The sequence below is a fragment of the Microbulbifer sp. genome (assembly GCF_036563125.1).
Lineage (GTDB): Bacteria > Pseudomonadota > Gammaproteobacteria > Pseudomonadales > Cellvibrionaceae > Microbulbifer.
Map to the genome: position 1 here is coordinate 1 of NZ_DATCMV010000134.1, position 25264 is coordinate 25264.

Genomic DNA, 25264 nt, shown 5'->3' on the forward strand with positions numbered 1-25264 from the left:
GCCATTTTTTCCAGGGTCGCCTTGTCGGTGTCCGCGGCCACTTCGAGCTTCGCACGCAGTTTGCCATTGACCTGTACCACCAGGGTGATGGTGGAGCGCACCAGGGCTTTTTCGTCCACTTGCGGCCACTGGGTGTCTACCAGCTCGCTGCCATTGCCCAACAGCTTCCACAGTTCGTGGCAGATATGCGGGGTGACTGGGGCAAGCAGGAGTACGGCGGCTTGCAGCGCTTCGCGTTCTACGGCGAGGCCGTTGGCGGAGTCGCGCTCGGCGACCTTGCCCACTTCGTTCAGCAGTTCCATTACCGCGGCCACTGCGGTGTTGAAGGTCTGGCGGCGGCCGTAGTCGTCGCTGACTTTCTGGATGGTCTCGTGGGTTTTGCGGCGCAGTTGCTGCTGCTTGTCGCTGAGGCTGTTTACATCGATCTCAGCGCTGCCATCGCCGGCTTCGAGATGGCCGTGCACGGTTTTCCAAAGTTTGCGCAGGAAGCGGCTGGCGCCTTCCACGCCGGAGTCGTGCCACTCGAGGGTTTGCTCGGGCGGTGCGGCGAACATGGTGAACAGGCGCACGGTGTCAGCGCCGTATTCCTGAACGGCGGCGTGCGGGTCAATACCGTTGTTCTTGGACTTGGACATTTTCACCACGCCGCCGGCAACCACTTCTTCACCGGTGGCGCGCTCGATGGCCTTGATCGGCTTGCCTTTCTCGTCGCGCTCGACGTCCACCGCGGTGGGGGCGATCCAGGTTTTGTGGCCGTCGACTTCCTTGTAGAAGGATTCCGCCAGCACCATGCCCTGGCACAGCAGGCGCTTGAAGGGCTCATCGCTGTTCACCAGGCCTTCGTCGCGCATCAGCTTGTGGAAGAAGCGCGCATACAGCAGGTGCAGGATGGCGTGCTCGATGCCGCCCACGTACTGGTCTACCGGCAGCCAGTAGTTGGCGCGCTCCGGGTCGAGCATGCCTTCCTCGAAGTCGGGGCAGGTATAGCGGGCGTAGTACCAGCTGGATTCCATAAAAGTGTCGAAGGTGTCGGTTTCGCGCTCTACCGCTTCGCCGTTGTATTCGTCTTTGCGCCACTCGGTGTCGGCTTTGATCGGCGAGGTGACGCCATCCAGCTCCACATCTTCCGGCAGCAGGATTGGCAGCTTCTCCGCAGGGACCGGGATTTCGGTACCGTCGGCCAGGTTGAACATGGGGATGGGGGCACCCCAGTAACGCTGGCGGGACACGCCCCAGTCGCGCAGGCGGTAGTTGGTGGTGACGCGGCCCTTGCCGGCAGCCTCTAAACCGTCGGCGATGGCGTTGAACGCGGCGTCGAATTCGAGTCCGTCAAAGCCACCGGAGTTGATCAGTACACCCTTGTCGGTGAAGGCTTCCTTGTCCAGGTCGAGGGTTTCATCGCCTGCGGGCGCGATGACCTGCTTGATCGGCAGATCGTATTTTTTGGCAAACTCCCAGTCGCGCTGGTCGTGGGCCGGCACCGCCATTACGGCACCGGAGCCGTAATCCATCAAAACGTAGTTGGCGACCCACACCGGTACTTCTTCGCCGGTAAGCGGGTGGATGGCCACAATACCCGTGTCCATGCCTTTCTTTTCCATGGTGGCCATATCGGCCTCTGCCATGGACTGCTTTTTACACTCGGCAATGAAGGCTTTCAGCTCTGGATTGCTCTCGGCGAGCTCCAGCGCGATCGGGTGCTCGGCGGCCAGGGACACATAGGTCACGCCCATCAGGGTATCCGGGCGGGTGGTGTAAACGTCGAAGTGGTCCACACCGGCGATGGTCTTCGGCAGCGCGAATGTGAGCTCGACACCCTTGCTCTTGCCGATCCAGTTGCGCTGCATGGTGCGCACCTGCTCCGGCCAGTCGGGGAGCTGGTCCAGGTCTTTCAGCAGTTCTTCCGCGTAGTCGGTGATCTTGATGAACCACTGCGCCAGTTCGCGACGCTCTACAGTGGTGCCGCAGCGCCAGCAGCAGCCGTCTTCCACCTGTTCGTTGGCGAGTACGGTGGCGTCGTGGGGGCACCAGTTCACCGCGGAGTTCTTTTTGTACACCAGGCCTTTCTTGTACAGGCGGGTGAAGAACCACTGCTCCCAGCGGTAGTAGGAGGGTTTGCAGGTCGCCAGCTCGCGGGACCAGTCAAAGCCAAAGCCCAGTGCTTTCAGCTGGCCCTTCATGTAGTCGATATTGGAGTAGGTCCACTTGGCTGGCGCGGTCTTGTTCTGGATCGCGGCGTTCTCCGCCGGCAGACCGAAGGCGTCCCAGCCCATCGGGTGCAGTACATTCTTACCCTGCATGCGCTGGTAGCGGGAGATCACGTCGGTGATGGTGTAGTTGCGCACGTGCCCCATGTGCAGCTTGCCGCTGGGATAGGGGAACATCGACAGGCAGTAGAACTTTTCCTTGCTGTGGTCTTCCTTCACCTCGAAGCTTTTGTTGTCCTCCCAGTGGGCCTGGGCGGCGGCTTCGACTGCTGAGGGGTTGTACTGCTCTTCCATCTGTGGGGAACCTATACTCTGTGACTCGATCAATTGGGATATTCCGGCCGTGGACGGCCCGGGCCTTTCGGCCAGAAAACGGCGAATTATAGGAGGGATGGGGTGAGTAAGAAACCTGTAGCTGGCAAACCCGACCTGCCAACTGAAGACGAGGATCTGTCGGCAGAGTTGCGCCGCGACCTGGAGAAGCTGGTGGAAGGTGAATTGGCGGTGGAAGAACTCAGTGCCAGTAAGGCCGCGTTCCTGCGGGCCTGGCTAAAAGACGACGCGCACCGCGCGGAAGATTATCTGCGGGATCTCGGCGGTGAGCTGAAAACCCTGGAGGAGCGCACCGGCGACTGGATGCTGGAGGCTGCAGATCCCACCAAATCCGCCTGGCCGGCACTGATGTACTGTATTCGCCGTGGCGAACCCTGGGCACTGGCCGGGGAGACGGTGGGAGAGGGTGAGGAGCTGCAGTGCATCGGCTGTGGCTACCGCGCGCTGCCACAGGCCGGCACTCAGATTACCCCGTGCCACCGCTGCGGCTATGGCTGTTTCCGCCAGATCAGCGGCGGTCTCTCATCGGAGTGACAAGCTCCGGCGTTGCGGTCTGCCGAGACCGAGCGCAATGCCTAAGAAAAGAAAAAGGAGTCACCCCGGCCAGATGGAACTGCAGACTGCCCTCACCACCCTGATCATGCCGCCCTTCGCCCCGCTGGTGGGGCTAATATTGGCGTTCATATTCTGGTTTTTCCCCGCGTCTACTCCTGTAGCCAAGCTATCCTTGCCCCTGGCTGTTCTGTGCTTCCTCACCCTGTGGATCTGTGCGACCCCGGCGTTCTCCGGCTGGTTGGGGCAGCGTCTTGTGCACCAGCTGCCGGCGACACCTGAGGTCGAGCCGGGAGCAGTGGTGATTCTGGGCGGTGGCCGCTATCGCGATGAGGGCGCCGGAACCGAGCGGCTCTCCGCAATCAGTCTGGAGCGGGTGGCCTGGGCGGTAGCACAGGCGCCGGCGGATTTGCCGGTATTGGTCACTGGTGGGCGCGTATATGCGGAAGAGAAGGCTTCGGAGGCGGACCTGATGGCCGATGCCCTGGAGAAACTGTTCCAGCGCTCGGTGACATGGCGCGAGAATTGCAGCCGAAACACGGCAGAGAATGCCGCAAATTCGGCGGCACTTTTACACGATTCGGGAGTCGAAAGCGTACTCCTGGTAACTCACTGGTGGCACATGCCACGCGCGGCAGAGAGCTTTGCTCGCGCCGGGCTTCAGGTCCGGCCTCTGCCGGTAGGCAGTCCGGGGGAGCTGTTACCCCGAGGCGGGAGTGGGCTGTTGCGCTGGCTTCCCAGTGCGGCGGCGCTGTTGCGCAGCCAGGTGTACTGGCGAGAACTGCTGGGAGACCAGTGGTATCGCTGGCGAGCGCTGCCGGCAAAGCGAAATTGCTGACTGGACGGGTCCAGAGGTTCCGGATCCGCGCTTGAAGCGACTGCAACGAATAACTAGTATGGGCGACCTGATCGAAGGTTTCGTTTGAAACCATCCGGGCGCCGCAAGGACCAGGCTTAATGCCGGAAGGATCAGGAGTGAACCTCAGATGGCCGAATTGCACGAAATAACAAGATAAAAAAACGAGGTAACGTTCACATGACGGGTATTCCATCTTCCCTTTCCCCTATTCAGTTACACAATCGCCTGAACCGTCCGGTGTGGATCGGGTTCAAGCTGACTCAGCGCGGTAAGCGCCAGTTGGTCCTGCTGTCTACAGGCAGTGAAAGTGGTGCTCAGCTGAGCAAGAACTTTGAAACCTTCGTCGGGCAGATCGTGCGCGAATTCAAGCTGGATCCCAAGCAGACGGATTTCATCGAGTTGCGGCAGGAGCAGCACAAGGAAGGACAGGCTAACAGCTGGTTCCGCTGGCATGCCCACTGGGTAGGTTCGGCGCCGATGGAATGCAAGGTTGACCCGGTCACATCGGAAGCGGCGCGCTCCTATTTGGACGACGTGCTGGTTAACAGTAGCGCAGCAGCCTAGTCCGGTTTACCCAAAACGAGATTCGACAGAGCCCGCCTTGTGCGGGCTCTGTGCTTTATGGTTGTCGGGAATTCGGGAAATCTTGCGGATCCGGATACTCAGCGCGGGCGTGAGGACACGTGTGCCCTGCCTTTTTCACGGACGGGGCCGAGCAGGTCGGCAAAGGCCTTTTCCAGGGTGGGAAACTGGAAGCTGTAGCCGCTATCCAGTGCGGTGCGGGGCTCCATTCTCTGGCTCGCCAGCAACAGTTCTGTGGCCATTTCCCCGAATATCAGCTTCAGTATCCACGCCGGCGTGCGCAACAGGCAGGGACGGTGGAGCTGCTTCGCTAGCAGACGGGAAAAACTGTTGTTGGTCACCGGCTCTGGCGCGCAGGCGTTGAAGGGAACGCAGAGATGCCGGTCGATGGCGTGCAGCATCAGGCCGACAATATCTTCCTCGTGAATCCAGCTCATCCAGTGTTCACCGCTGCCCATCGGGCCGCCAACCCCCAGACGGAAGGCGGGCAGCATCTCTGGCAGGGCGCCACCGCGGGTGGAGAGTACGATGGCGGTGCGCATGATCCCCACACATATTCCTGCTCGCTGCAGGGGTAGGGTGGCCGTCTCCCAGTCCCGACAGAGTTCCGCGGCAAAGCCGCCGCCGGGGCCGCTGGATTCTTTCAGCAGGTCGCCGCCGCGGTCGCCGTAATAGCCTACGGCGGAACCGGACAACACATATTTGGGACGCTGGGGGAGAGTGAGTATCCACTGTGCCAGGCGCGCAGTGGTTTCCAGTCGCGAGTGGCGGATTTCCTGCTTGCGGGTATCGTTCCAGCGCTGGGCGATGCTCTCCCCAGCCAGATTGACTACCACGTCCACCGGCGCTTGCACCTGTTGCAGGTCGCGCACACCTACGGCGGTTTCACCGCAGAGCCTGCGTACCTTGTCGGGGTCTCGGCTTAAAACCGTCAGGCTGTGGCCACGCGCCAGCCATTTCGCGCAGAAAAGACGGCCGATCAATCCTGTGCCGCCAGTGATTAAACAATGCATAAATGTGGCATCCGTGCCGCACATTGTCAGGGTGTGCAGAAAATAAGGTATCCAGTTGCGGGTTGGTCGCGCTTCCTGCGCTAGGCTCCGCAATGATTGCAGCCAGTGAATACCACCGGCCCGCAAATATCACAGGATAATAGCAGCCGCATTAACCGGTGCGGTGATATTCCGCGGATTCAATGCATCGGAGGTAAAAGCAGGCGGCAAGCCGGGGCAAACGGCGCCCCGGATTGTGCGCTAATTTTGAGGAAAGTGTTCCTCCATGCGTATTTGTCGCGCAACTCAATCCGCAATTTCACGGGCGAAGACTGCTTCGGTTGCGGTGGCCGGGCGGCGTTGCAGCAGGGCGGCGGCCGTGAGCATCAGTGCAGCCAGGGCAACCAGTGCCCATACACCGATCACCATGAAGGGGGTAAATCCGCTGCGCGCCTCTACCTTGCCGACCAGGGTCGCCTGCTCAAACTGTGGCAGTTGTTCGAGAATGTGGCCATCGGGCGCAACGATGGCGGTTACACCGGTGTTGGTACCACGCACCAGGTAGCGTCCGGTTTCCAGTGCGCGCATCTGTGCCATCTGCATGTGCTGTAACGGGCCGATGGATCTGCCAAACCAGGCGTCGTTGCTCAGCGTCAGCAGTACCTGCGCATCGCCACTACTTTTTGCCACCAGTTGCGGGTAGACGATCTCGTAACAAATGAGTGGTGCCCACTGCAGACTGCCGGCTTGCAGTGGTTGCTGCTCTTCAGGGCCGGGGCGGATAAATGACGTGGGCAGGTTGAAGAATTCAATCGTGCCGCGAATCCAGTCTTCCAGCGGCACATATTCGCCGAAGGGCACCAGATGGCGCTTGTGGTAGAGCTGCTGCTCGCTGCCGAATACCGCTGCCGAATTGTGCACCACACGACGGAGGTCCTGTTCGGTGTCGTAGAGAATGCCGGTAATCAGATCGGTTTCGGAATTAACCGCATTGTCCTGCAGGGCCTGCATCAGATTCGGCGCGTGGTGGTAGAGCAGGGGTAGTGCGGCTTCTGGCCAGATCACCACATCCACGCCCTGTCGTTCGAGATCTTCCGTTGCGGTCTGATAGCGTCGGATGGTCTCGCCGCGGAATTCCGGCAGCCACTTTTTCTCCTGCGGAATATTTGCCTGCACCAAACCTACGGTCAGCGTGCGGTCGTCGGCGCGGGTCCACTCAATGTGGCCGAGCAGCAGGCCCGCCGGCCACAGCAGTACCGCTGCCATGACCAGGGAAATGGCGCTGGCAGACTTCCAGGACTCGAAAGCGCGGCGTGCGAGTAGTGCGCAAACTGCTGCGGAAAAGGCCAGCAGCAGGCCGATCCCGTACACGCTCACTACCGGCGCCCAGCCCGCAAGCCAGGTATGAATGTGTCCATAACCGGCAAACAGCCAGGGAAAGCCGGTGAACATCCAGGTGCGGAGCCACTCGCTCACAAACCATAGTGCGGCAAATGCCAGCGCAAAGGACGCCGGACGCGCGCGAAAGCGGCTGATCAATATAAACGGCAGCGCAAATACCACCGCCAGAATGGCGACGAAGCCTCCGGTGAGAATCACCCCGAGCAGCGGGGATGAATTACCGAAATCCGTGATGGAAACATACACCCAGGAGGCGCCGGTGCTGAACAGCCCGATTCCGTAACACAGCGCCAGCCAGTAAGCCCCTTTGCCGGTTAATGGCGCATTACTGCGGCCCGGCGCCAGCAGCCAGGCAAAAAGCCCCAGTGAGAGCAGGCTGCACCACCAGTAATTGAATGGGGCAAAGGAGAGGGTCAACAGGCCGCCTGAAATCAGGGCGGCCAGTGAGGGCAGGGCCAGTGAGGTCAGGTATTTGGGCATCAGCCATCTTCTTCGGTGGGCTTGTCGGAATGACTTACCCGCAGCAGGTGAATCTGTCGGTTGTCGGCGTAGAGTACACGGAAGCGGAATTCTCCGAGCCTGGTGGTCTCATCGCGTCCCGGCAGATGGCCGAAGGACTGCATTATCAGGCCGCCGATGGTGTCGAACTCTTCATCGCTGAACTCGCAATCGAAGTACTCGTTGAAGTCCTCGATGGGGGTGAGTGCTTTCACCACGTAATCGTTATCGTTCACCTTGCGGATGAAGCTGTCTTCCTCGTCCTCATCGGTCTCGTCTTCGATATCGCCGACGATCTCCTCGAGAATGTCTTCAATGGTCACCACGCCGGAAACACCGCCGTACTCGTCGATCACCACAGCCATGTGATAGCGGTTCTCGCGGAACTCCCTCAGCAGGATATTCAAGCGCTTGCTTTCGGGAATGATACTGGCGGGGCGGATGATGTCTTCCAGGCGGAATTCGTCCACGCCTTTCAGTACCAGCGGCAACAGGTCTTTGGCCAGCAGGATGCCGCGGATGTCGTCGATACTTTCGCCCACCACCGGGAAACGGGAGTGGCCGGATTCGATGATTTTGGGCAGGAAATCTTTGGGGCAGTCCTGAATGCTGACCACCACCATCTGCGAGCGGGGGATCATGATTTCCCGCACTTGCTGGCTGGATACATCCAGCGCACCTTCGATGATGGAGAGCGCTTCTGCATCAACCACCTTATTCTCGGCGGCGTCCTTGATAATGTTCAGCAGCTCATCGCGGGACTTGGGTTCATGTGAGAAGGCACCCAGTATTTTCTCCAACCAGTTTTTCTCCCCCGATCGGGGGCGGTTGGAGGAGGAGCTACTTGGGGGTTCGTCGGTGGTCATGGAAGTGGCCATACTCCGCTTTACTCGTCGGTTCCGTCTGAAATTTTTTCCGCCTGCGCGCCTTGCGCCGGCACAATAATAGGTGTCTCTATTGGGGTATAGGGATCGTCAAACCCCAGCTGCGCCAGGATGCGGGTTTCGAGATTTTCCATAATCTCCGCCTCATCGTCGTCGATATGGTCGTAACCCAGAAGGTGTAGTGTGCCATGGACGACCATATGCGCCCAGTGCGCACTCAGGGCTTTGTGCTGTTGTTCCGCTTCAAGCGCTACTACCGGGGCGCAAATCACCAGGTCGCCAAGCAGTGGTAGACCCAGTTCCTCGGGGATATCCGCGGGGAACGAAAGCACATTGGTGGGTTTGTCCTTGCCGCGGTACTGGCTGTTGAGCTCCTGGCTTTCGTCTTCATCGACAATGCGCAGGGAGATTTCAGCCTCGGGGCGATGGACACCCACCGCGGCGGCCGCCCAGCGCGCGAGATCGTCGTCGCTGGGCAGGTCTGGCTGGCTGGTGGCCCGCTGAACGTCGACAAACACATCAGCGGGCCCAAGCTGCGAAGATTCGGATTGTTGTTTGTTCATGGGCGTGGCGTTAAGCCGCATCTTCTCCCGCTGCGCGCATGGCTCTGCGGGCTTCGCGCTCCGCCTGCTGCTTCGCTTCCACTTCCGCTTCGTGCACGTCGTAGGCTTCCACGATGCGCTGAACCAGCGGGTGACGCACGACGTCTTTGGCACCGAAGTGGGTAAAGCTGATGCCGTTGACGTTATCCAGCACCTCAATGGCGTGACGCAGACCAGAAGCCGCGCCGCGGGGCAGGTCGATCTGGCTGGGGTCGCCGGTAATGACCGCGGTGGAGCCGAATCCGATGCGGGTCAGGAACATCTTCATCTGCTCGCGGGTGGTGTTCTGGCTCTCGTCGAGGATAACAAACGCGTTGTTCAGGGTGCGCCCGCGCATATAGGCAAGTGGCGCCACTTCGATCACGTTGCGCTCGATGAGTTTGCCAACGGTTTCAAAACCGAGCATTTCATACAGAGCGTCGTAGAGCGGGCGCAAATAGGGGTCTACCTTCTGGCTCAGGTCGCCGGGCAGGAAGCCGAGCTTTTCTCCCGCTTCCACCGCCGGGCGGACTAGCAGGATACGTTCGACGGAATCTTTCAGCAGAGCCTCTACCGCGCAGGCGACGGCCAGGTAGGTTTTACCGGTACCGGCGGGGCCAATGCCGAAGTTGATATCGTGGGTCTGCACGGCGCGCACGTATTTGCGCTGGTTTACACCTCGCGGCCGCACACTGCACTTCTTGGTGCGAATCAGGACCACCTGATCCCCTTCGCCCTCCGCTGCGCTCTGCCGCGCGTCCACCAGTTCTTCGACGCCCGACTGCTGCAGGGCGAGGTGAATCTCGTCCGGTGTCAGACTGTCCTTTGCTCCGGTTTCCTTATACAGGCTGCTCAGAATCTCGCCGGCGGCGCGGGCGGACCTGGCATCGCCGTAAATGGCAAACTGATTGCCGCGATTGCGGATTTCGATATCCAATCGCTGTTCAATCTGGCGCAGGTGTTGATCGAATTGGCCACAGAGGTTGGCCAGGCGGCGGGCGTCGTTGGGCTCAAGAGTGATGCTGTGAGCGAGGGCTTGTGTTTCCAAATTGGTTTCCGTGCACCTTTCGTCTATGGGTTCTGACTGTAGGTTATACCCATTTCGCCAGTATGGGAAAGGCTGGATTGTGACGATTGAGTTCTAAACAGTCTCGCTGCTTATAACAGGGGAGTATGACCGTTCTGCGGCTCTGCCCGAACGGTCACTATCCGATAGGTGCGAAACTAGACCAGAGGCCCATCCAGTTCCGAGGCGACCAGGGTGCCGCGCAGAGAATTTGGCAGTGCTTCTTCAATCAGCACATCGGCGAACTTGCCGATCAGTTCCAGCTGGTCGCAGCGGAAATTGACCACGCGGTTGTTTTCGGTACGACCCTGCAATTGTCCCGGGTCTTTCTTGGAAACGCCGCTCACCAATACCCGCTCCACATTGCCCACCATGCGGCGCGCAATCTCCGCGGCCTGCTGGTTGATGCGGTGCTGTAGCAGCTGCAGGCGCTGCTTCTTCAGTTCTTCCGGGGTGTCGTCCGGCAGATCCGCGGCCGGGGTGCCGGGACGGGGGGAATAGATGAAGCTGAAGGACAGGTCGAAACCCACATCCTGGATCAGTTTCATGGTGGCTTCGAAGTCTTTTTCGGTCTCCCCGGGGAATCCGACAATAAAGTCGGAAGACAGGCAGATATCCGGGCGAATGGCCTTGAGGCGGCGGATCTTCGACTTGTACTCCAGTGCGGTGTGGCCGCGCTTCATCGCCATCAGGATGCGGTCGGAACCGCTCTGTACCGGCAGGTGCAGGTGGTTTACCAGCTCCGGTACCTCCGCGTAGACGTCGATCAGCGCATCGGAAAATTCCACCGGGTGCGAGGTTGTGTAGCGGATGCGGTCGATGCCATCAATGGCGGCAACGTAGGTAATCAGCTCGGCGAAATCGACCATCTGGCCATCTTCGCCCGCCGCGCGGTAAGCGTTCACGTTCTGGCCCAGCAGGTTCACTTCGCGCACGCCCTGAGCGGCGAGGTGTGCGACTTCTTCCAGCACGTCCGCCACCGGACGGCTCACTTCCTCACCACGGGTGTAGGGCACCACGCAGAAGGTACAGTATTTGGAACAGCCTTCCATGATGGAGACGAACGCGCTCACGCCGTCGGCCTCCGGCTGCGGCAGGCGGTCGAACTTCTCGATTTCCGGGAAGGATACGTCCACCACGATGGCCCCGTTCTGCTGTTTGCGGGTCTCCATCATTTCCGGCAGGCGGTGCAGGGTCTGGGGGCCGAATACCAGGTCGACATACGGCGCGCGCTTGGCGATGGCCTCACCCTCCTGGCTGGCCACGCAGCCGCCCACACCGATCACCAGATTGGGATTCTTTTCCTTGAGGTGCTTCCAGCGGCCCAGTTGGTGGAATAATTTTTCCTGTGCTTTCTCGCGAATAGAACAGGTGTTCACCAGCAGCACATCCGCCTCTTCCGGATCATCCGTGGGCACCATCTGGTGGGATTCGCCCAACAGGTCCCGCATGCGCGCAGAATCGTATTCGTTCATCTGGCAGCCATGGGTTTTGATGAAGAGCTTTTTCACCGGTTTTTCGGACGGTTGAGAAGACATAGTGCGCCTGGTTAAAAACTGGTCAGTTCAAAAGGTGGGGCATTATACCGGCCGCTCTGGGGGCTGCATAGACGGAGGCTGGTTACAGTGATAATCTTCCGCGCCTTTTCGGGGGCACCTCGCCCCGCAACTCGCTCCGGATCATGCCCGACACTAGAATTTAGCGGGCGCTCTATTAGAGATTTTCATGGCAAACCCAATCTACAAAGTTATTTTTCTCAACCAGAACCAGGTGTTCGAGCTCTACGCCCGCGCCATCTATCAGAGCGAGATGTATGGCTTTATCGAGGTAGAAGAGTTTGTGTTCGGGGAAAAGTCACAACTGGTAGTAGACCCCAGTGAGGAAAAACTGAAGAACGAATTTGCTTCGGTGAAACGCTCCTATATCCCCCTGCACAGCATTGTGCGTATCGACGAAGTGGAAAAAGAAGGTGTGGGCAAGGTACACGAAGTGAAAGGGGACAAGATCGCCCACTTCCCGTTCCCCACCCCGCTGCGCCCGCCGGTCGACTCAGAGTAACCGACCGGCGAGTCTCAACTTGCGGGAATCCTAGAAAAGCGGGCCATGATGGCCCGTTTTTTTTGGGGCTGCATTTGGCTCCCATATTCGTTCACTGCGCTCGATCCCACGCAGTTGGTTTAACCCTGCGACAGCTAGTGGAATTTCTGGCGCGGGGATTTGCATTTTGGCAACGGTTTGTCGCAATGTCGCTGACGACAACCGGCGGCCATCTATTCTGAGAAAAGGAAAACGCGGTCTGCCTGTCCGTGATCCGGAGTTTGAACCCGGGCGCGAGACCGGTGCTGCGATTTCCGAAACCTAAAATGTAGTGGAAGTTTTTAGGTGATCTCATGACTTCAATACCGGCCATCAAAACCGCCATCTCCGCGCTCAAAATCGAGCAGCGTGTCGAGCGCGACGTAAAAGCGGGAATCCCCGAGGTAGACCGTCGCAACCATACCGAAAGTGAGGAAAGCCTGCGTGCCTACGTGGTGCGCGAGGTGATCGGCAGGGTGCACGAAAACCGCCAAACGGAACTGGACAAGGAGCTGGCGGACCGAAGTGAAGTGGATATCCGCCAGCTGTTCCAGGAAATGAAAAATATCGACTCGCTGGTGGAGAAAAAGGTCGGTGGTCGGCTGGCCAACCTGATCGGCGGGCTAAAGCGCAGTGCGCAGGATTACTCTGCGGTGCGCATGGATCTGGAGATTTTTCGGCATCGCAACGGGCTCACGCGTGAAGCGGTATATCCCGAATCCAAGCTGCTGCATTATTCCGTGATCTTTTTTATTGTCATTCTGGAAACACTGCTGAATGCGTTTTTTCTCTCCAAGGGCAGTGAGCTTGGGCTGGTCGGTGGATTTTTTCAGGCCTTTATTATCGCCCTGATCAATCTCGGGCTCGCCGCCTTTATGGCGTTCTCCCTCAGAAACTGTTTTCACCAGAACCTGGCGAGAAAGACATTCTCTGCCGTGTTGTTGTCTGCGGTAGTTACACTTTCCATTGTGTTTGTGCTGGGCGTGGGCCACTACCGGGAAGCGCTGGAACAGGACCCGTTTACCGCATCGCAGCTGGCGATAAACAGTTTGCGCGCAACGCCGCTGGCGATTGAGGATTTCAATTCCTGGGTAATGATGGTAGTGAGCGTTATTGCGCTGGCATTACTGAGTGCAAAATTTTTCGTGGTGGACGATCGCTACCCGGGCTACACCGCGGTTACCCGTCGTATGCGCAATTTGCAGAAGTCCTGGGCCGAGAGCTTTGAAGATGCCATAGAAGGGGTCAATGAAGTGGTGGATGAACTGCACGAGCTGCTGGCAGAAAAGGAGAAAACCCTGCGTGCCCAGTTTATCCAGTTCAAGGCCAGCATCGAGCGCAGCGAGGAGATTCACCGACATTATCAGGAAGATATTGTCAAAGCGCAGACGTTGTTGGATGAACTGATCCGCTACTACCAGTCCTATTCCGCGCGCATGATGAATCGTCGCGCGGCGTATTTTGGCGAGTTACTGCGCTTTGAATTGGATAAAATACCGCGCTTGAATACCACCGGGCTGGAGCAGCACCAGCGGGACCTGTCGGTATTCGAAGAACTGATGGCGGAGTTGGATCAGGTGTACGACCAGGGCATAGCGACGGTAAATCAGCGCTGTGATGAAATTCAACAGTCCCTGTCCGCGCTGGTGGAAAAGCTCGAGTTGGATCACGGATTGCGGAGAGCTTGAAACCATGGCAGTGGGACGACGTCGTGGGCACCGCCGGCACCGGTATTCATGGGAAGACAAGAAGGGAATGGCGATCATTGGTGTCAGTGTCGCCATACTTGCGTTACTTGCGCTGTTCGCTCTGAAGGTGGCGCGCGCCCCCGAGCGAAATTATGACCCGGTAACCCTGTGCAATCCCGATCTGCCGCGTGTTGCACAACACATCGTGGTGATTGATGCATCCGATACGCTTTCCGCCCATCAGACCCATTTCCTGAAAACCCATCTGGCAGGTCTGTTGGAAAGTGCGGCGGTCAACGACCGCTTCTCGATCTTTGTGCTGGATGATCATTACAACGGCCTGTCCGAACCTGTCGTGGATCTGTGCAAGCCGAGTTCGGGCAAGGACGTGAGCACCTTGACCGCGAACCGCCAGTTTGTGGAAGCGCTTTATCAACAGCGCTTCGAGCAGCCTCTGGATCTGGCTATCGCGCGTGCGGTGGGAGGTAGTGAACAGCCGGTTTCACCCATTTTCGAGGCACTCTCGGATGTGGCGGCACTGAATCATTTCGACCCTGCGGCGGAGAATGTTCACCTCACTATCGTCAGTGACATGATCCAGAACTCCCGCGCCGGCTCGGTGTTCAAATTGGGCTCGGCGGCGATCGATCAGTTGCCGCCGATCGATTTGCGCCGGGCACGCACCCGCGTCTTCTGGCTGGACCGGGAGAAGTACCAGCGCTACCAGACTTCGGAACTACAGGCCAGCTGGCAGGATTATCTGGGCAGTGTGTCCCGGCTGGAAACCATTCAACGGGTGCGCAATTAGAATCAAGTTTCTCTTTCCTGACTTTGTTGTCACCGTTTTTCTCCTTTTTGCCCGCTTGAAACAGAAGCTTCAAGAATCGGCCGCCGATTTGTAAGAAAACTCGCGCAAAGTTTCCGTCAGTAGGATTTCCCCAACCGAATTTCCTAACCGACGACGGGACTGGCCAATGAGTAACAGATATCGCGCACTGTGGATCTCCGATGTTCACCTGGGCAGCCGGGATAGCGAGCCGCAACGGTTGGCAGACTTCCTCGCCCAGAACAGTGCAGACACGGTCTATCTGGTGGGCGATATCTTCGACATGAAGGCGCTGTCCCAGGGCAAGGGTAGCTGGTGCCACGCGTCCACCCTGCTGCTGGGTGTGTTATCCGAACTCAGCAGCCGCGTTCCCGAAATCATCTACGTTCCCGGCAATCACGACGCGCCGATGCGCAGCTGGGCAGGCAAGCGCCTGGGCAATATCCGTGTGGAGCGCGAGTGGACCCACACCACGGCCGACGGCAAGCGCTACTGGGTTACCCATGGCGACCAGTTCGAGCACCATATCGAGATCAATCCGGTCAGCTATCACATCGGCGACCAGAGTTATTACCTGATGCTGCGCATCAACCGCTGGATCAATTACTGGCGCAGCCGCTTCGACAAGCCCTGGTGGTCCCTCGCCAATCATGTGAAAAACCGCGTGAACGCAGCGCGGCGGATGATGAACAAGTTCGAAGAGGTGGCGATCCGCGAGACTGGTCGTCGCGGTTTTGACGGCATTATCTGTGGGCATATTCACCGCGCGAGTATCCGTCACAGCGAGGCCCGGGATCAGGCGGTTACCTACGCCAACTGCGGTGACTGGGTCGATTCCATGACCGCCGTGGTCGAAGAAAAAAGCGGCGCATTGAATATTCTGCACTGGCACCGCACACCGAAAATTGCCCGTATCATGACTGAGGCGGTGGCCGCATGATCCAGCTCGATAACCTGCTACATAAAAATCCCTGGTACAGTGCTGCGCCGCAAAGTCCTACAAGACGGCTGGTTTCTGCCACGGTTAAAAAAATCTGTTGCGAGCAGCAGCTGCAGCAATTCGGCAGGGACTTTCCGCACCTTGGTGGACTCGACTTTATCCGCCAGGTATTCCGCTCCTTCGATTTTCGCTACGACGTCAATCTGGCAGAGCTGGAAAGAATACCCACCAGCGGACCGCTGGTGATCGTTTCCAATCATCCGCTCGGCAGCCTTGACGGGCTAGCATTGATCGATCTGGTTGCGCGGGTGCGTAGGGATGTGAAGGCTGTGGCGAGCCAGCTGCTGTGGAATATCGAACCCCTGCGTAGCTATCTGCTACCGGTAGACAACTTCAATGGCCGCACCCGCCGCGAGGATGTGGAGGGTATCTACAGCCACCTGCGCGCCGGTGGTGTCATCATTGTTTTTCCCGCAGGGGAAGTGTCCCGCCTCACGCACCAGGGGGTGCGCGATGGCCACTGGAACCCGGGTTTTATCCGCTTTGCGGACAAGACTGCTGCGCCGATACTGCCGGTGCAGGTGCGCGGCAGAAATTCTCTGTGGTGGTATGGCCTGTCCATGGTCAACAAGCCGCTGTCGACCCTGTGGCTGGTGCGGGAAATGTTCAAGCAGGTACGCCGCGGTATCGATATCCGTATCGGTATGCCGGTCGCACCGGAACACTACCGCGCCTGGCCCATGGCGCCGCGGGCACAGGCCAAGCTGTGGAAAAGGCAGGTCTATCGCTTGCATAAAAATCCGCAGGGACTGGCGCCGGAACCTATCGCGGGTGCGGAAGCTCCAGCTGACGTCGCCGCGGTGCTGGTGCGCTGTGAGACTCTGGCTGCCCAGGGTGAATTCGAGGTAAAGCTCTATCGTCAGCAGCCGGACTGTCCGGTAATGCGCGAATTATCGAGGCTGCGGGAAATTGCCTTCCGCGCCGTGGGCGAGGGTACCGGCAACAGCCGTGACTGGGATGCCTTTGATGCCTGGTACGATCACCTGCTGTTGTGGGACAAAGAGCGCCAGCGCCTTGCAGGTGCCTATCGCCTGGTGAGCACCGAAGGCCTCAGTGCGGACAAGATCTACAGTACCACCCTGTTCAATTACTCCAGGTCGCCGGAGGAATGCCTGCCGGCCTCTGCAGAGCTCGGCCGCAGCTTCCTGCTGCCGGACTACTGGCGCGGTCGCGGCCTCGACCTGCTGTGGTGTGGTATCGGCCAGTGGATACTGCGCAATAAGCGCCGCTACCTGTTCGGCCCGGTATCCATGCCCGGTAACTTCTCCCGCCGCGCCAAGTCCGCCATCGTGCGCTATTTCCTGTACCACTTCGCCACCCACCAACCGATGGGCAACGCCCGCCTGCCGTTTGTGGAGGCGCGTTCCGATTTGCCGGAACTGGCGGGAGACCCCAACCTCGATATGCTGCAGCTGAAACAGATCCTGAAAGAAGAGGGTGTCGTGTTGCCGCCGCTCTTCAAGAAATACACCGCGGTCACCGTTCCCGGGGGCACCAGCTTCCACGCCTTCAATATCGACCCGGACTTCTGCGATTCGGTGGATGGGCTGGTTGTGGTGGACCTGCAAAAAATGGACGCGAAGTTTGCCCGGCGCTACATGGCTGCGGATTAATAGAATCTGGCGTGACGGGCGGATGCGAGCACCGTATTGCCCGCATCCGGCGCGCCAATCCCGCTGCTTTTCCCCCACTCTGTTACGCTTGTGGTTCCCCAGTCTTTCCGCCCCGGATAACGGCCATGAACCAGCGGTTGTCGAAAGGAGTACTTGCCTGCCTACTGCTTTTGGCGCAGCTGCTATTTGTCTACGGCGTCGCGCAAGAAGCGCAATTCCAGGATGAACCAAAGGATAAGACCGTCGACGAGGTGGGCCCGCATATTGCCCGGCTCTCGATCAACGGCCCCATTGGCCCCGCCACCGCGGATTACCTGATTCGCACCAGCGATAAGGCGCGTAAAAACGGCGCGCGATTGTTCATCGTTAATATGGATACCCCGGGTGGGCTGGATGCCGCCACACGAAACATCATCCAGCACATTCTCGCCTCGGAAATTCCCTACGTTACCTACGTCACTCCGGCCGGCGCGCGCGCTGCAAGCGCCGGCACCTATATTCTCTACGCCAGCCATGTGGCGGCGATGACTCCTTCCACCACCCTTGGTGCCGCCACCCCGGTGCAGATTGGCGGCATGCCCGGACAGCAGGAACCACCATCCACCGCGCCGGAAAAATCCGGGGAAGAGGGCGGTGACGAAAAGGCGCCGAAAGAGCAGCAGGAAAAGCGGGCCGGTGATTCTGGCGGCGCGATGGAGCGGAAGATCATCAACGATTCCGTCGCCTATATCCGCGGGCTTGCCCTGCGCTATGGTCGCAATGCGGACTGGGCGGAAAAGGCCGTGCGGGACGCGGCGACTCTGACGGCGCGGGAGGCGCTGGCCGAGAATGTGGTGGACCTGGTGGCAGACAACCAACAAAAATTGCTGCAACAGCTGCCCAACCGGGAAGTGATACTGCCGGACGGCAAGCAGAAAATTGCCGGAAGTATCGCGCAGCTGCCGGTGGTGGCTTATGAGCCCGACTGGCGCAACGAGCTATTATCCCTGATCACCAATCCGCAAATCGCTTATATCCTGTTGTTGATCGGCATTTATGGGCTGATATTCGAAGGCTACAGTCCCGGCGCCATCGTGCCCGGCGTGGTGGGTATTATCTGCTTGTTACTGGCGCTTTATGCACTGCAGGTACTCCCGACCAATTACGCGGGTCTGGCGCTCATCATTGTGGGGGCTCTGCTGATCGCCGCAGAAATGTTTGTGCCCAGTTTCGGCGCGCTCGGCATAGGCGGCGTTATTGCCCTGGTGATTGGCTCGGTGATGCTGATTGACAGCGATGTGCCGGGAATGCGGGTATCCAGGACATTGATCGGCTCTATTGCCGCGGTCAGTGGTCTGGCGTTACTCGGATTTTTATACGCGGTCGGCCGCAGCCTACATAAACCAAAAGTCGCTGCCAATCAGGCCATGGTGGGGCGTACCGCGGTGGTGTCAGAAGTTGAGCCGGACCTGCTGGTAAAAATTGATGGTGAGATCTGGCGCGCGCACTGTGACAACCTGCTGACGGAAGGGCAGTTGGTAAAAGTGACCGCGGAGAAGGGGTTGTCGCTGCAGGTAACACCGGAATAACCAAACAAGGAGACGTTTATGATCAGCTACTTTGCCAGTCTGTTAATGCTGGCGGTTGTTCTGCTGGTGATGTATGCAATCCGCATTCTGCGGGAGTACGAGCGCGCGGTGGTGTTTTTTCTCGGCCGCTTTCAGGCGGTGAAAGGCCCGGGCCTGATCATTATTATCCCTGTCATCCAGACCATGGAGCGTGTGGATCTGCGCGTGGTGGTGATGGATGTACCCACCCAAGACGTGATCAGCCGCGATAACGTGTCGGTAAAGGTGAATGCGGTGGTGTATTACCGTGTGATCGACCCGCAGTCGGCAATCATCAATGTGGAAAATTATCACGAGGCGGTGAGCCAGCTGTCCCAGACCACGTTGCGTTCGGTGTTGGGTAAGCACGAACTGGACGAGATGCTGTCCGAGCGGGACAAGCTCAATGTGGATATCCAGAAGATTCTCGATGAGCAGACAGATGCCTGGGGCGTGAAGGTCACCAATGTTGAGATCAAACATATCGATCTGGATGAAAGCATGATCCGCGCGATTGCCCAGCAGGCGGAAGCAGAGCGCGCGCGGCGGGCGAAGGTCATTCATGCGGAGGGTGAGGCGCAGGCGGCGGCGAAGCTTACCGAGGCGGCGGATCAGTTATCCAAGAATTCGAATGCGATTACCTTGCGGTATATGCAGACTCTGATTGATATTGCCGGGGATCAGAGTTCTACGATTGTTTTTCCGTTACCTATGGATTTGATCAGGCCTTTGCTAGATCAACAATCTAAACGAACAGATTAGATAGGTATTTGTCCGTGGTACCGAGTAAGGTGGTTTTTAGGCGGCAGAGCACTGGGTATTCGTTTTCGAAACCGCTGTGAATACATCCCTGTACGCTGCGTCGGCGACGTCCCTGTCGCCGACGCTTTCGAAAACGAATCCCCAGCACTCTGCCTTCGATTCGATGCACTGCGTTTTATCCAGACGAAGAGGATTTTGGGGGCAGGATAAAGCACTGAGCGCGATGGGAAGGTCGAGTGCCGGGTGTGGGTTTTCAGGAGCGTCGCAAACAGGATGTTTGCGCCGCAGCGCCCAGGGATGGGTTCACAGCGGTCCTGAAAACCCACACCCGGTGCTTGGCCGCCAGCAAACCCACTAAGCGGGTCCACCGACTTAACGAAGGCACAAAAAATTACTTAAGAAGTAGTTTAAGAAGGTGGGCAGTAGATCCATCCCAATCCGCCGGAATCTCACCCTCAATCGCATCGTGTACGCCGTTGCCAAGCACCTTGCCCAGCTCCACGCCCCACTGATCAAACGGGTTGATATCCAGCAGGCAGCCAAAGGTAAACACCTTGTGCTCATACAGGGCCAGCAAAGCGCCCAGATGGAAAGGATCGAGCCGTTCGACAACCAGCGTATTGCTCGGGCGGTTGCCCGGAACCACCTTGTGTGGAGCCAGCTGGTGTACTTCCTTGTGGGTGTGGCCGGATGCTTCCAGTTCCTTGCGCGCCTCGGCGAGTGACTTGCCGCGCAGCAGCGCCTGACTCTGGCTCAAACAGCAGGACAGCAGCCACTGGTGCTGCTCTTTCAACTCCGAGGTCGGCTCCTTGATCGCCACAAAATCTGCCGGAATCATATCCGTGCCCTGGTGCAGCAGCTGGTGGAAAGAGTGCTGGCCGTTGCTGCCCTCCGCCCCCCAGATTACCGCGCCACTCGGATAAGGCAGGTGCTCACCGCCGCGGGTAATACTCTTGCCCAGGCTTTCCATATCCAGTTGCTGCAGCCATGCCGGGAACTTTGCCAGACGCTGGGCGTAGGGTAGAACCGCAAGGCTGCCAGCACCCCAGCACTGGCGATACCAGAAGTGGATCAGTGCCATCAGCACCGGAAGATTCTGTGAAAATTCCGCCTCGGCGAAATGGGTGTCCATGGCGTTCGCGCCCTTGAGCAGATCGCTGTACACCTCAAAGCTACAAGCCAGCGCGATGGGTAGGCCGATGGCGGACCACAGGGAGTAGCGGCCACCCACCCAGTCCCACATCGGGAAAATATTCTGCGCGGCGATGCCGAAATCCTGCGCCGCGACGATATTGCTGCTCACCGCCACAAAATGCTTTTGCAGGTCAGATGCCGCACAGCCAGCGTCGAGCATCCACTGGCGGGCTGACAGCGCATTCTGGCGGGTTTCCAGGGTGGAGAAGGACTTGGACGCGACGATGAACAGCGTCTCGTCCGCGGGCAGCGGAGCGAGGGTATCGCTCAGGTCGGCACCGTCGATATTCGCCACAAAGTGCACCGTCAGGTCTTTGTTGTGCCAGGGGCGCAGGGCCTCGCACACCATGCGTGGGCCCAGGTCTGAGCCGCCGATACCTATATTCACCACATGACGGATACGCTTGCCGCTAAACCCTTTCCAGGCGCCGCTGTGTACCTGATCGACAAATTTGGCCATCTGCGCGCGACAATCTGCCACCGCCTGTTCGTGCTCGGTTTTCGGCTCACCGTGAAAGCGCAGTGCGGTGTGCAGGGCGGGGCGGTGTTCGGTGTTATTGATGTTGGCACCGGAGAACAGGGCCTCGATGCGGCTTTTCAGTTGTGCCGTGCCGGTGTAGTCCAGCAGCCGTTGCAGGGTTTCCGCGCTCAACAGGTTCTTGCTGTAGTCCAGGTAGATCCCGGCCGCCTCGGCGCTGAAAACCTCGGCGCGATCCGGTGTGGATGCGAACAGGTCGCGCAGGGACCAGCGCTGCTGATCTTTATGTTGTTGCAGTTGGGCAATGGCGGCGGACAGGGGTAGAGCATCCATGGTCAATTGTTCTTCGCTGAAAGGAATAGTCTGGGGCAAAGACGCAAATACTAGCGACAATTGACTGGGGCGGCCAGTGTGTATGGCATGGATTGCTGATGTCAGCGATAGGTCAGATGAAGAGGGGAGGGAATAGTGGAGCGACCGCTGGATACTCTGGATTCAGTGCAGGATTGCGACTGCGTGCAGCGAGGGCTGATGGCAGCAGTAAAGGTCAGAGAGGGATTCAGGCAGATTGTGGAAATAGTGGTACCCGGAAATGCAAAATGCCGCTTCGAAAAGCGGCATTTGCATGTTCCTGTATGAGGGCGGTTATTTAACCACCTTCATGCAACGAACGTTGTCGGATGCCATCCAGCAATCCGCGTCCGCAGGACAGGCCATAGACGTTGGAATCTGTTCAGAGCCCGGAGGGCAGGCGGCCGGCATCGGAGCCGGTGCACAGCAACCTGCGAGAACCAGTGCACAAATAATTCCGGTTAAGTACTTGGCTGGAGTGAAATTCATCCCCTAACTCCTTTCCGTTGATGTTAGTCAATAGCATAGACAATAAAACGTCACCTGTTTGGTGTGCTTTGTAAAAATATTTTCTACAAACATACCGCCCATTGGAGTGTAATAGGCACGCGGTAAAAATAGCCGCCACGGTTTAATTCAGGATAAAACCGCCGCCAGTTTGTCGCATCAGAAGCCGCTAATGTGCAGGGTTTTCTGCCAATTTGGCCTCTGGTCTACGAGGGAGGCTGAAGATTTTTTTTCAGTAAAGCGAAAAAAATTTTATTTTTTTATTTTTTGGAAAATACAGGCGGGAATGCACGTCAGAAACTGCAAATGTACTTCCGCATAGTAGGTGCGATGCCAGATGAATTGCGCGCATATTTTTTATGCGCGCTAAGTAGTGGTAGTAAAACGAGTGGTTGAGGCGGGGCGTTGGCGCGTGGAGTTTCCCGGTGCTAGCTATCACCGGCTACTCCCGCCCACTTTTTTTCCCGGGTTACTTTTCCTGTTACTTGCCGGTGGGCTGTAGAAAGGCACCGAATGCGCGCGCGATGGATTCCGGTCGTTCGGGGTTGCGCAGAACACCCAGTAAAATGTTGCGCAGTTGCGGGAGAAACAACAGGTCCGTCAGTAATAGATTGAAAGTTTGCTGGGGCTGACTTTCGCTCAGCTTTTCCAGCCAGGCACTGGCGACCTCCGGTTGTTGCAGGTCTTCACTGCAGCGGCTGCCGATGGCCGCCAGAACTTCGCCGTGTGTGCCAGCGTCGCTCTGTAACAGTTGCAGCAGGAACTGCTGGCGCATGCCCACTGCGACACTGTGAGACAGCCCCCGCACCACAGCGGTAATCAGATTGAAATCCGGTGTATCGCTTGCGAGGGACTGTTCCGCGCGGCGAATCAGTGCTTCGGCGATCTGGTGGTCGATGGCTTCACTTTCCAGGCACTGGCACAGGGAAATCAGTGCCGGGGTGGCAAAGCGTGGCAGCGTTTTCACCAGTTGTGGTTTTTCCTCTTCCCAGCGCACAGCGAGATCAGCGATCCCCTGAAGGGCCAGCTGTTCCCACGGGAAAGACGCCGGATCTTTGGCGTAGGCGCGCGCCGCCGGGTAGTGGTCGCTGGCGTCGCGGTTGAGCAGGCGGGCGGATTTCGCATGGAATACCGCACGTTTATCCGCGGAGGGAGCAAACATAAGGCCACTGTCGTCCAGTGCTTGTTGCAGGGACTTGGCGGGCGCGGCCGGTGTTCCAATTGCACGTGGCTCATCCGACGAGGGGCTGTACAGTGCCTGCTGCAGTTGCTTGAGAAAGCGGTCGCGGACCGACAGCAGCAATTTTCCCTGCTCGTCCAGGGGCAGGCGTAAAAACCACACTACCGGTTCACCGGTTTTCCCCTGCCCATCGGCGGCACTTTTTCCCTTGGGCCACAACAGCAGCCCGCACCAGGCCTGACGTAAATAGGGGTGGGGCCAGGGTGCTGCACCACTTTCAAACTCGTGCGCGGCTTTTCTGCCGATGGGTTGGACGCGGCGGCCCAGGTCAAACCAGCGCAAATCGAAGTCCGCGGCAGCGATCAATTCACTCAGTGTGGAAGGCGGTTGGGGGGATTCGGGCTGGGATGGTTTACTGGCGTCAGTCACGGCAGGGCAATCCGGATTGGTGTTGGGTCAGAAGGAAATACCGGGCGGCACCATTGCGGTGTCGCCCGGTTTGCAGGTCAACGCAGTGGCTCGTTGGCAAATGGCAGTTCGTCCTGCTTGCCCAGGGGCATCTGCTTGAAATGCAGCCAACCGTAGGCAATGGCCAGCAACGGGCAAATGATATTGAACAGCGCAAAGGGTGCGTAGGTAAATGTAGCAACACCCAGGGTGGCGCTCATATAGGCGCCGCAGGTATTCCACGGGATCAGCACGGAAGTGATGGTGCCGGAGTCTTCCAGGGTGCGGGACAGGTTCAGCCCATGCAGCCCCTTGTCTTTGAAGGCTTCGCGGAACATGCGCCCGGGGATGATGATGGCCATGTACTGGTCGCCCGCAGCGGCGTTCATACCGAAGCAGGTAAGTACCGTGGAGGTGATGAGGCCGCCCACGGTTTTGACGCCGGACAGCGCCCAATTGACGATGCGCTCGAGGAAGCCGGCGCGCTCCATGACGCCGCCGAAGGCCATGGCGGAAATGATCAGCCAGATGGTGTTGAGCATGCTGCTCATGCCGCCTTTGGACAGCAGGGATGCAACGGCTTCATTGCTGGAGGAGGATTTGTAGCCGTCGAACAGGCTGTGCCAGGCACCTTTCAGCAGGCTCAGGGGGCCTTCGCCGCCGGCCAGCTGGCGGGTGGCATTGGGCTCGAAAATCATCGCGATCGCGCAGCCAACCAGCGCGCCGATAATCAGCGTGGGATAGGCGGGAATCTTCCGCCAGGCCATGAGCAGAAGCAGTGCCAGCGGCAACAGGCTGATGATGGATATGCTGAATTCTTCCTGCAGGGCGTTCAGCAGCTGCTGGATATCTTGCGCGGATGCCTGGCCGGTATCGGCGCTGAGACCGATTATCGCGAATATGGTGACTGCCAGGGTAAACGCGGGGATCGTCGTCCACAGCATGTGGCGGATGTGCAGGAACAGATCGTTGGAGGTCACTGCCGCGGCCACGTTGGTGGTGTCGGACAGCGGGGACATCTTGTCGCCAAAATAGGCGCCGGAGATCACCGCGCCTGCGGTAATGGCAGGGTTGAGTCCCAGGGCAGCGGCAATGCCCATCAGCGCCACACCCAGGGTACCGGCGGTGGTCCAGCTGGAGCCAATACTGAGGCCGACGATGGCGCAGATAATACAGCTGGCCGCATAGAACCACTGGGGCGACAGCATCTGCACCCCGTAGTAGATCATCGACGGCACGGTGCCGGCGAGAATCCAGCTGCCGATCAGTGCGCCCACCGCCAGCAGAATCAGAATGGCGCCGAACACCAGGCTCATCCCGTGCAGCATGCCGCCTTCCATTTCCTTCCAGGTGTACCCGTTTTTCATCCCCACCAGCGCGGCGACGCCAGCGCACAGCAGCAGGGCAATCTGGTTGGGGCCGTAGGAGGAATCCGCACCGTAGAAAAACACCGACAGGGAAAGCAGGGTAATAAGGATCAGCAGGGGGATCAGGGCATCCAGCAGGCTGGGGTTGTGGTGAGATTCACTGGCATTGCTGGAACTGGTCTGGCTCAAGTTGTTCTCCTTATTTCTGACAACAGCCGGCAACCCCGCTTATGG

Annotated in this window: 20 protein-coding genes; 10 read left to right on the forward strand and 10 right to left on the reverse strand. The window is 58.6% G+C overall.

Annotated elements, in window-relative coordinates:
• A partial coding sequence (gene leuS, locus VIL80_RS10975) for a leucine--tRNA ligase (RefSeq protein WP_332036179.1) occupies positions 1–2501 on the reverse strand: 2501 nt, incomplete at its 3' end.
• Between the two features lie 102 nt (positions 2502–2603).
• On the opposite strand from leuS, the gene VIL80_RS10980 reads away from it, so the two are divergent.
• From VIL80_RS10980 to VIL80_RS10990, 3 genes are all read left to right on the forward strand, one after another.
• Positions 2604–3074, forward strand: coding sequence for a zinc ribbon-containing protein (locus tag VIL80_RS10980; RefSeq protein ID WP_332036154.1), 471 nt, complete (start codon positions 2604–2606; stop codon positions 3072–3074).
• 73 nt (positions 3075–3147) lie between these two features.
• A complete protein-coding gene (locus tag VIL80_RS10985) occupies positions 3148–3930 on the forward strand; it encodes a YdcF family protein (protein ID WP_332036155.1) in 783 nt (260 codons plus the stop codon).
• Positions 3931–4128: 198 nt separating this feature from the next.
• A complete protein-coding gene (locus tag VIL80_RS10990; protein ID WP_332036156.1) occupies positions 4129–4515 on the forward strand; it encodes a hypothetical protein in 387 nt (128 codons plus the stop codon).
• A gap of 98 nt (positions 4516–4613) precedes the next feature.
• Here the strand turns inward: VIL80_RS10990 and VIL80_RS10995 are convergent, their stop codons facing one another.
• The 6 genes from VIL80_RS10995 to miaB form a co-directional block, all read right to left on the reverse strand.
• A complete protein-coding gene (locus VIL80_RS10995; RefSeq protein ID WP_332036157.1) occupies positions 4614–5546 on the reverse strand; it encodes a TIGR01777 family oxidoreductase in 933 nt (310 codons plus the stop codon).
• Positions 5547–5831: 285 nt separating this feature from the next.
• A complete protein-coding gene (lnt, locus tag VIL80_RS11000; protein WP_332036158.1) occupies positions 5832–7406 on the reverse strand; it encodes an apolipoprotein N-acyltransferase in 1575 nt (524 codons plus the stop codon).
• Positions 7406–8302 (reverse strand): CorC family transporter, encoded by an 897-nt coding sequence (locus tag VIL80_RS11005; protein ID WP_332036159.1) that lies wholly within the window; start codon positions 8300–8302, stop codon positions 7406–7408. The genes lnt and VIL80_RS11005 overlap by 1 nt, the downstream gene beginning before the upstream one ends.
• A gap of 8 nt (positions 8303–8310) precedes the next feature.
• Complete coding sequence (gene ybeY / locus VIL80_RS11010) at positions 8311–8871, reverse strand: rRNA maturation RNase YbeY (protein WP_332036160.1); 561 nt, start codon at positions 8869–8871, stop codon at positions 8311–8313.
• 10 nt (positions 8872–8881) lie between these two features.
• Positions 8882–9937 (reverse strand): PhoH family protein, encoded by a 1056-nt coding sequence (locus VIL80_RS11015; RefSeq protein WP_332036161.1) that lies wholly within the window; start codon positions 9935–9937, stop codon positions 8882–8884.
• Between the two features lie 176 nt (positions 9938–10113).
• Positions 10114–11493, reverse strand: a complete 1380-nt coding sequence (gene miaB / locus VIL80_RS11020) for a tRNA (N6-isopentenyl adenosine(37)-C2)-methylthiotransferase MiaB (RefSeq protein ID WP_332036162.1) — start codon at positions 11491–11493, stop codon at positions 10114–10116.
• Positions 11494–11680: 187 nt separating this feature from the next.
• Between miaB and VIL80_RS11025 the strand changes: the two genes are divergently transcribed.
• From VIL80_RS11025 to VIL80_RS11055, 7 genes are all read left to right on the forward strand, one after another.
• On the forward strand, positions 11681–12013 hold the full coding sequence (locus tag VIL80_RS11025) for a DUF1820 family protein (RefSeq protein ID WP_199775600.1): 333 nt from the start codon (positions 11681–11683) through the stop codon (positions 12011–12013).
• Positions 12014–12345: 332 nt separating this feature from the next.
• Entirely contained in the window at positions 12346–13719 is a 1374-nt protein-coding gene (locus VIL80_RS11030) for a hypothetical protein (protein WP_332036163.1), read from the forward strand.
• A gap of 4 nt (positions 13720–13723) precedes the next feature.
• Positions 13724–14527: a hypothetical protein gene (locus tag VIL80_RS11035; RefSeq protein ID WP_332036164.1), complete on the forward strand. Its 804-nt coding sequence runs from the start codon at positions 13724–13726 to the stop codon at positions 14525–14527.
• Between the two features lie 166 nt (positions 14528–14693).
• Positions 14694–15485, forward strand: a complete 792-nt coding sequence (locus tag VIL80_RS11040; RefSeq protein ID WP_332036165.1) for a UDP-2,3-diacylglucosamine diphosphatase — start codon at positions 14694–14696, stop codon at positions 15483–15485.
• Positions 15482–17158, forward strand: coding sequence for a bifunctional ornithine lipid synthase OlsF (gene olsF / locus VIL80_RS11045; protein WP_332036166.1), 1677 nt, complete (start codon positions 15482–15484; stop codon positions 17156–17158). The genes VIL80_RS11040 and olsF overlap by 4 nt, the downstream gene beginning before the upstream one ends.
• A gap of 125 nt (positions 17159–17283) precedes the next feature.
• Positions 17284–18726 carry an NfeD family protein gene (locus VIL80_RS11050; RefSeq protein WP_332036167.1) on the forward strand — a complete coding sequence of 481 codons (1443 nt, stop codon included), beginning with the start codon at positions 17284–17286 and terminating at the stop codon, positions 18724–18726.
• 18 nt (positions 18727–18744) lie between these two features.
• A complete protein-coding gene (locus VIL80_RS11055) occupies positions 18745–19506 on the forward strand; it encodes a slipin family protein (protein ID WP_332036168.1) in 762 nt (253 codons plus the stop codon).
• 391 nt (positions 19507–19897) lie between these two features.
• Here the strand turns inward: VIL80_RS11055 and pgi are convergent, their stop codons facing one another.
• From pgi to nhaC, 3 genes are all read right to left on the reverse strand, one after another.
• Entirely contained in the window at positions 19898–21511 is a 1614-nt protein-coding gene (gene pgi / locus VIL80_RS11060) for a glucose-6-phosphate isomerase (protein ID WP_332036169.1), read from the reverse strand.
• 1006 nt (positions 21512–22517) lie between these two features.
• Positions 22518–23645 carry a DUF3549 family protein gene (locus tag VIL80_RS11065; protein WP_332036170.1) on the reverse strand — a complete coding sequence of 376 codons (1128 nt, stop codon included), beginning with the start codon at positions 23643–23645 and terminating at the stop codon, positions 22518–22520.
• Positions 23646–23722: 77 nt separating this feature from the next.
• Positions 23723–25219 carry a Na+/H+ antiporter NhaC gene (gene nhaC, locus VIL80_RS11070; protein ID WP_332036171.1) on the reverse strand — a complete coding sequence of 499 codons (1497 nt, stop codon included), beginning with the start codon at positions 25217–25219 and terminating at the stop codon, positions 23723–23725.
• Positions 25220–25264 lie beyond the last annotated feature (45 nt).

What these genes read in the sequence shown, in the direction of transcription:
- VIL80_RS10985 (WP_332036155.1), top strand. Translation starts at nt 3,148, where the DNA reads ATGGAACTGCAGACTGCCCTCACCACCCTGATCATGCCGCCCTTCGCC.
- VIL80_RS10990 (WP_332036156.1), top strand. Translation starts at nt 4,129, where the DNA reads ATGACGGGTATTCCATCTTCCCTTTCCCCTATTCAGTTACACAATCGC.
- VIL80_RS10995 (WP_332036157.1), bottom strand. Translation starts at nt 5,546, where the DNA reads ATGCATTGTTTAATCACTGGCGGCACAGGATTGATCGGCCGTCTTTTC.
- lnt (WP_332036158.1), bottom strand. Translation starts at nt 7,406, where the DNA reads ATGCCCAAATACCTGACCTCACTGGCCCTGCCCTCACTGGCCGCCCTG.
- VIL80_RS11005 (WP_332036159.1), bottom strand. Translation starts at nt 8,302, where the DNA reads ATGGCCACTTCCATGACCACCGACGAACCCCCAAGTAGCTCCTCCTCC.
- ybeY (WP_332036160.1), bottom strand. Translation starts at nt 8,871, where the DNA reads ATGAACAAACAACAATCCGAATCTTCGCAGCTTGGGCCCGCTGATGTG.
- miaB (WP_332036162.1), bottom strand. Translation starts at nt 11,493, where the DNA reads ATGTCTTCTCAACCGTCCGAAAAACCGGTGAAAAAGCTCTTCATCAAA.
- VIL80_RS11025 (WP_199775600.1), top strand. Translation starts at nt 11,681, where the DNA reads ATGGCAAACCCAATCTACAAAGTTATTTTTCTCAACCAGAACCAGGTG.
- VIL80_RS11030 (WP_332036163.1), top strand. Translation starts at nt 12,346, where the DNA reads ATGACTTCAATACCGGCCATCAAAACCGCCATCTCCGCGCTCAAAATC.
- VIL80_RS11035 (WP_332036164.1), top strand. Translation starts at nt 13,724, where the DNA reads ATGGCAGTGGGACGACGTCGTGGGCACCGCCGGCACCGGTATTCATGG.
- VIL80_RS11040 (WP_332036165.1), top strand. Translation starts at nt 14,694, where the DNA reads ATGAGTAACAGATATCGCGCACTGTGGATCTCCGATGTTCACCTGGGC.
- olsF (WP_332036166.1), top strand. Translation starts at nt 15,482, where the DNA reads ATGATCCAGCTCGATAACCTGCTACATAAAAATCCCTGGTACAGTGCT.
- VIL80_RS11050 (WP_332036167.1), top strand. Translation starts at nt 17,284, where the DNA reads ATGAACCAGCGGTTGTCGAAAGGAGTACTTGCCTGCCTACTGCTTTTG.
- VIL80_RS11055 (WP_332036168.1), top strand. Translation starts at nt 18,745, where the DNA reads ATGATCAGCTACTTTGCCAGTCTGTTAATGCTGGCGGTTGTTCTGCTG.
- pgi (WP_332036169.1), bottom strand. Translation starts at nt 21,511, where the DNA reads ATGGATGCTCTACCCCTGTCCGCCGCCATTGCCCAACTGCAACAACAT.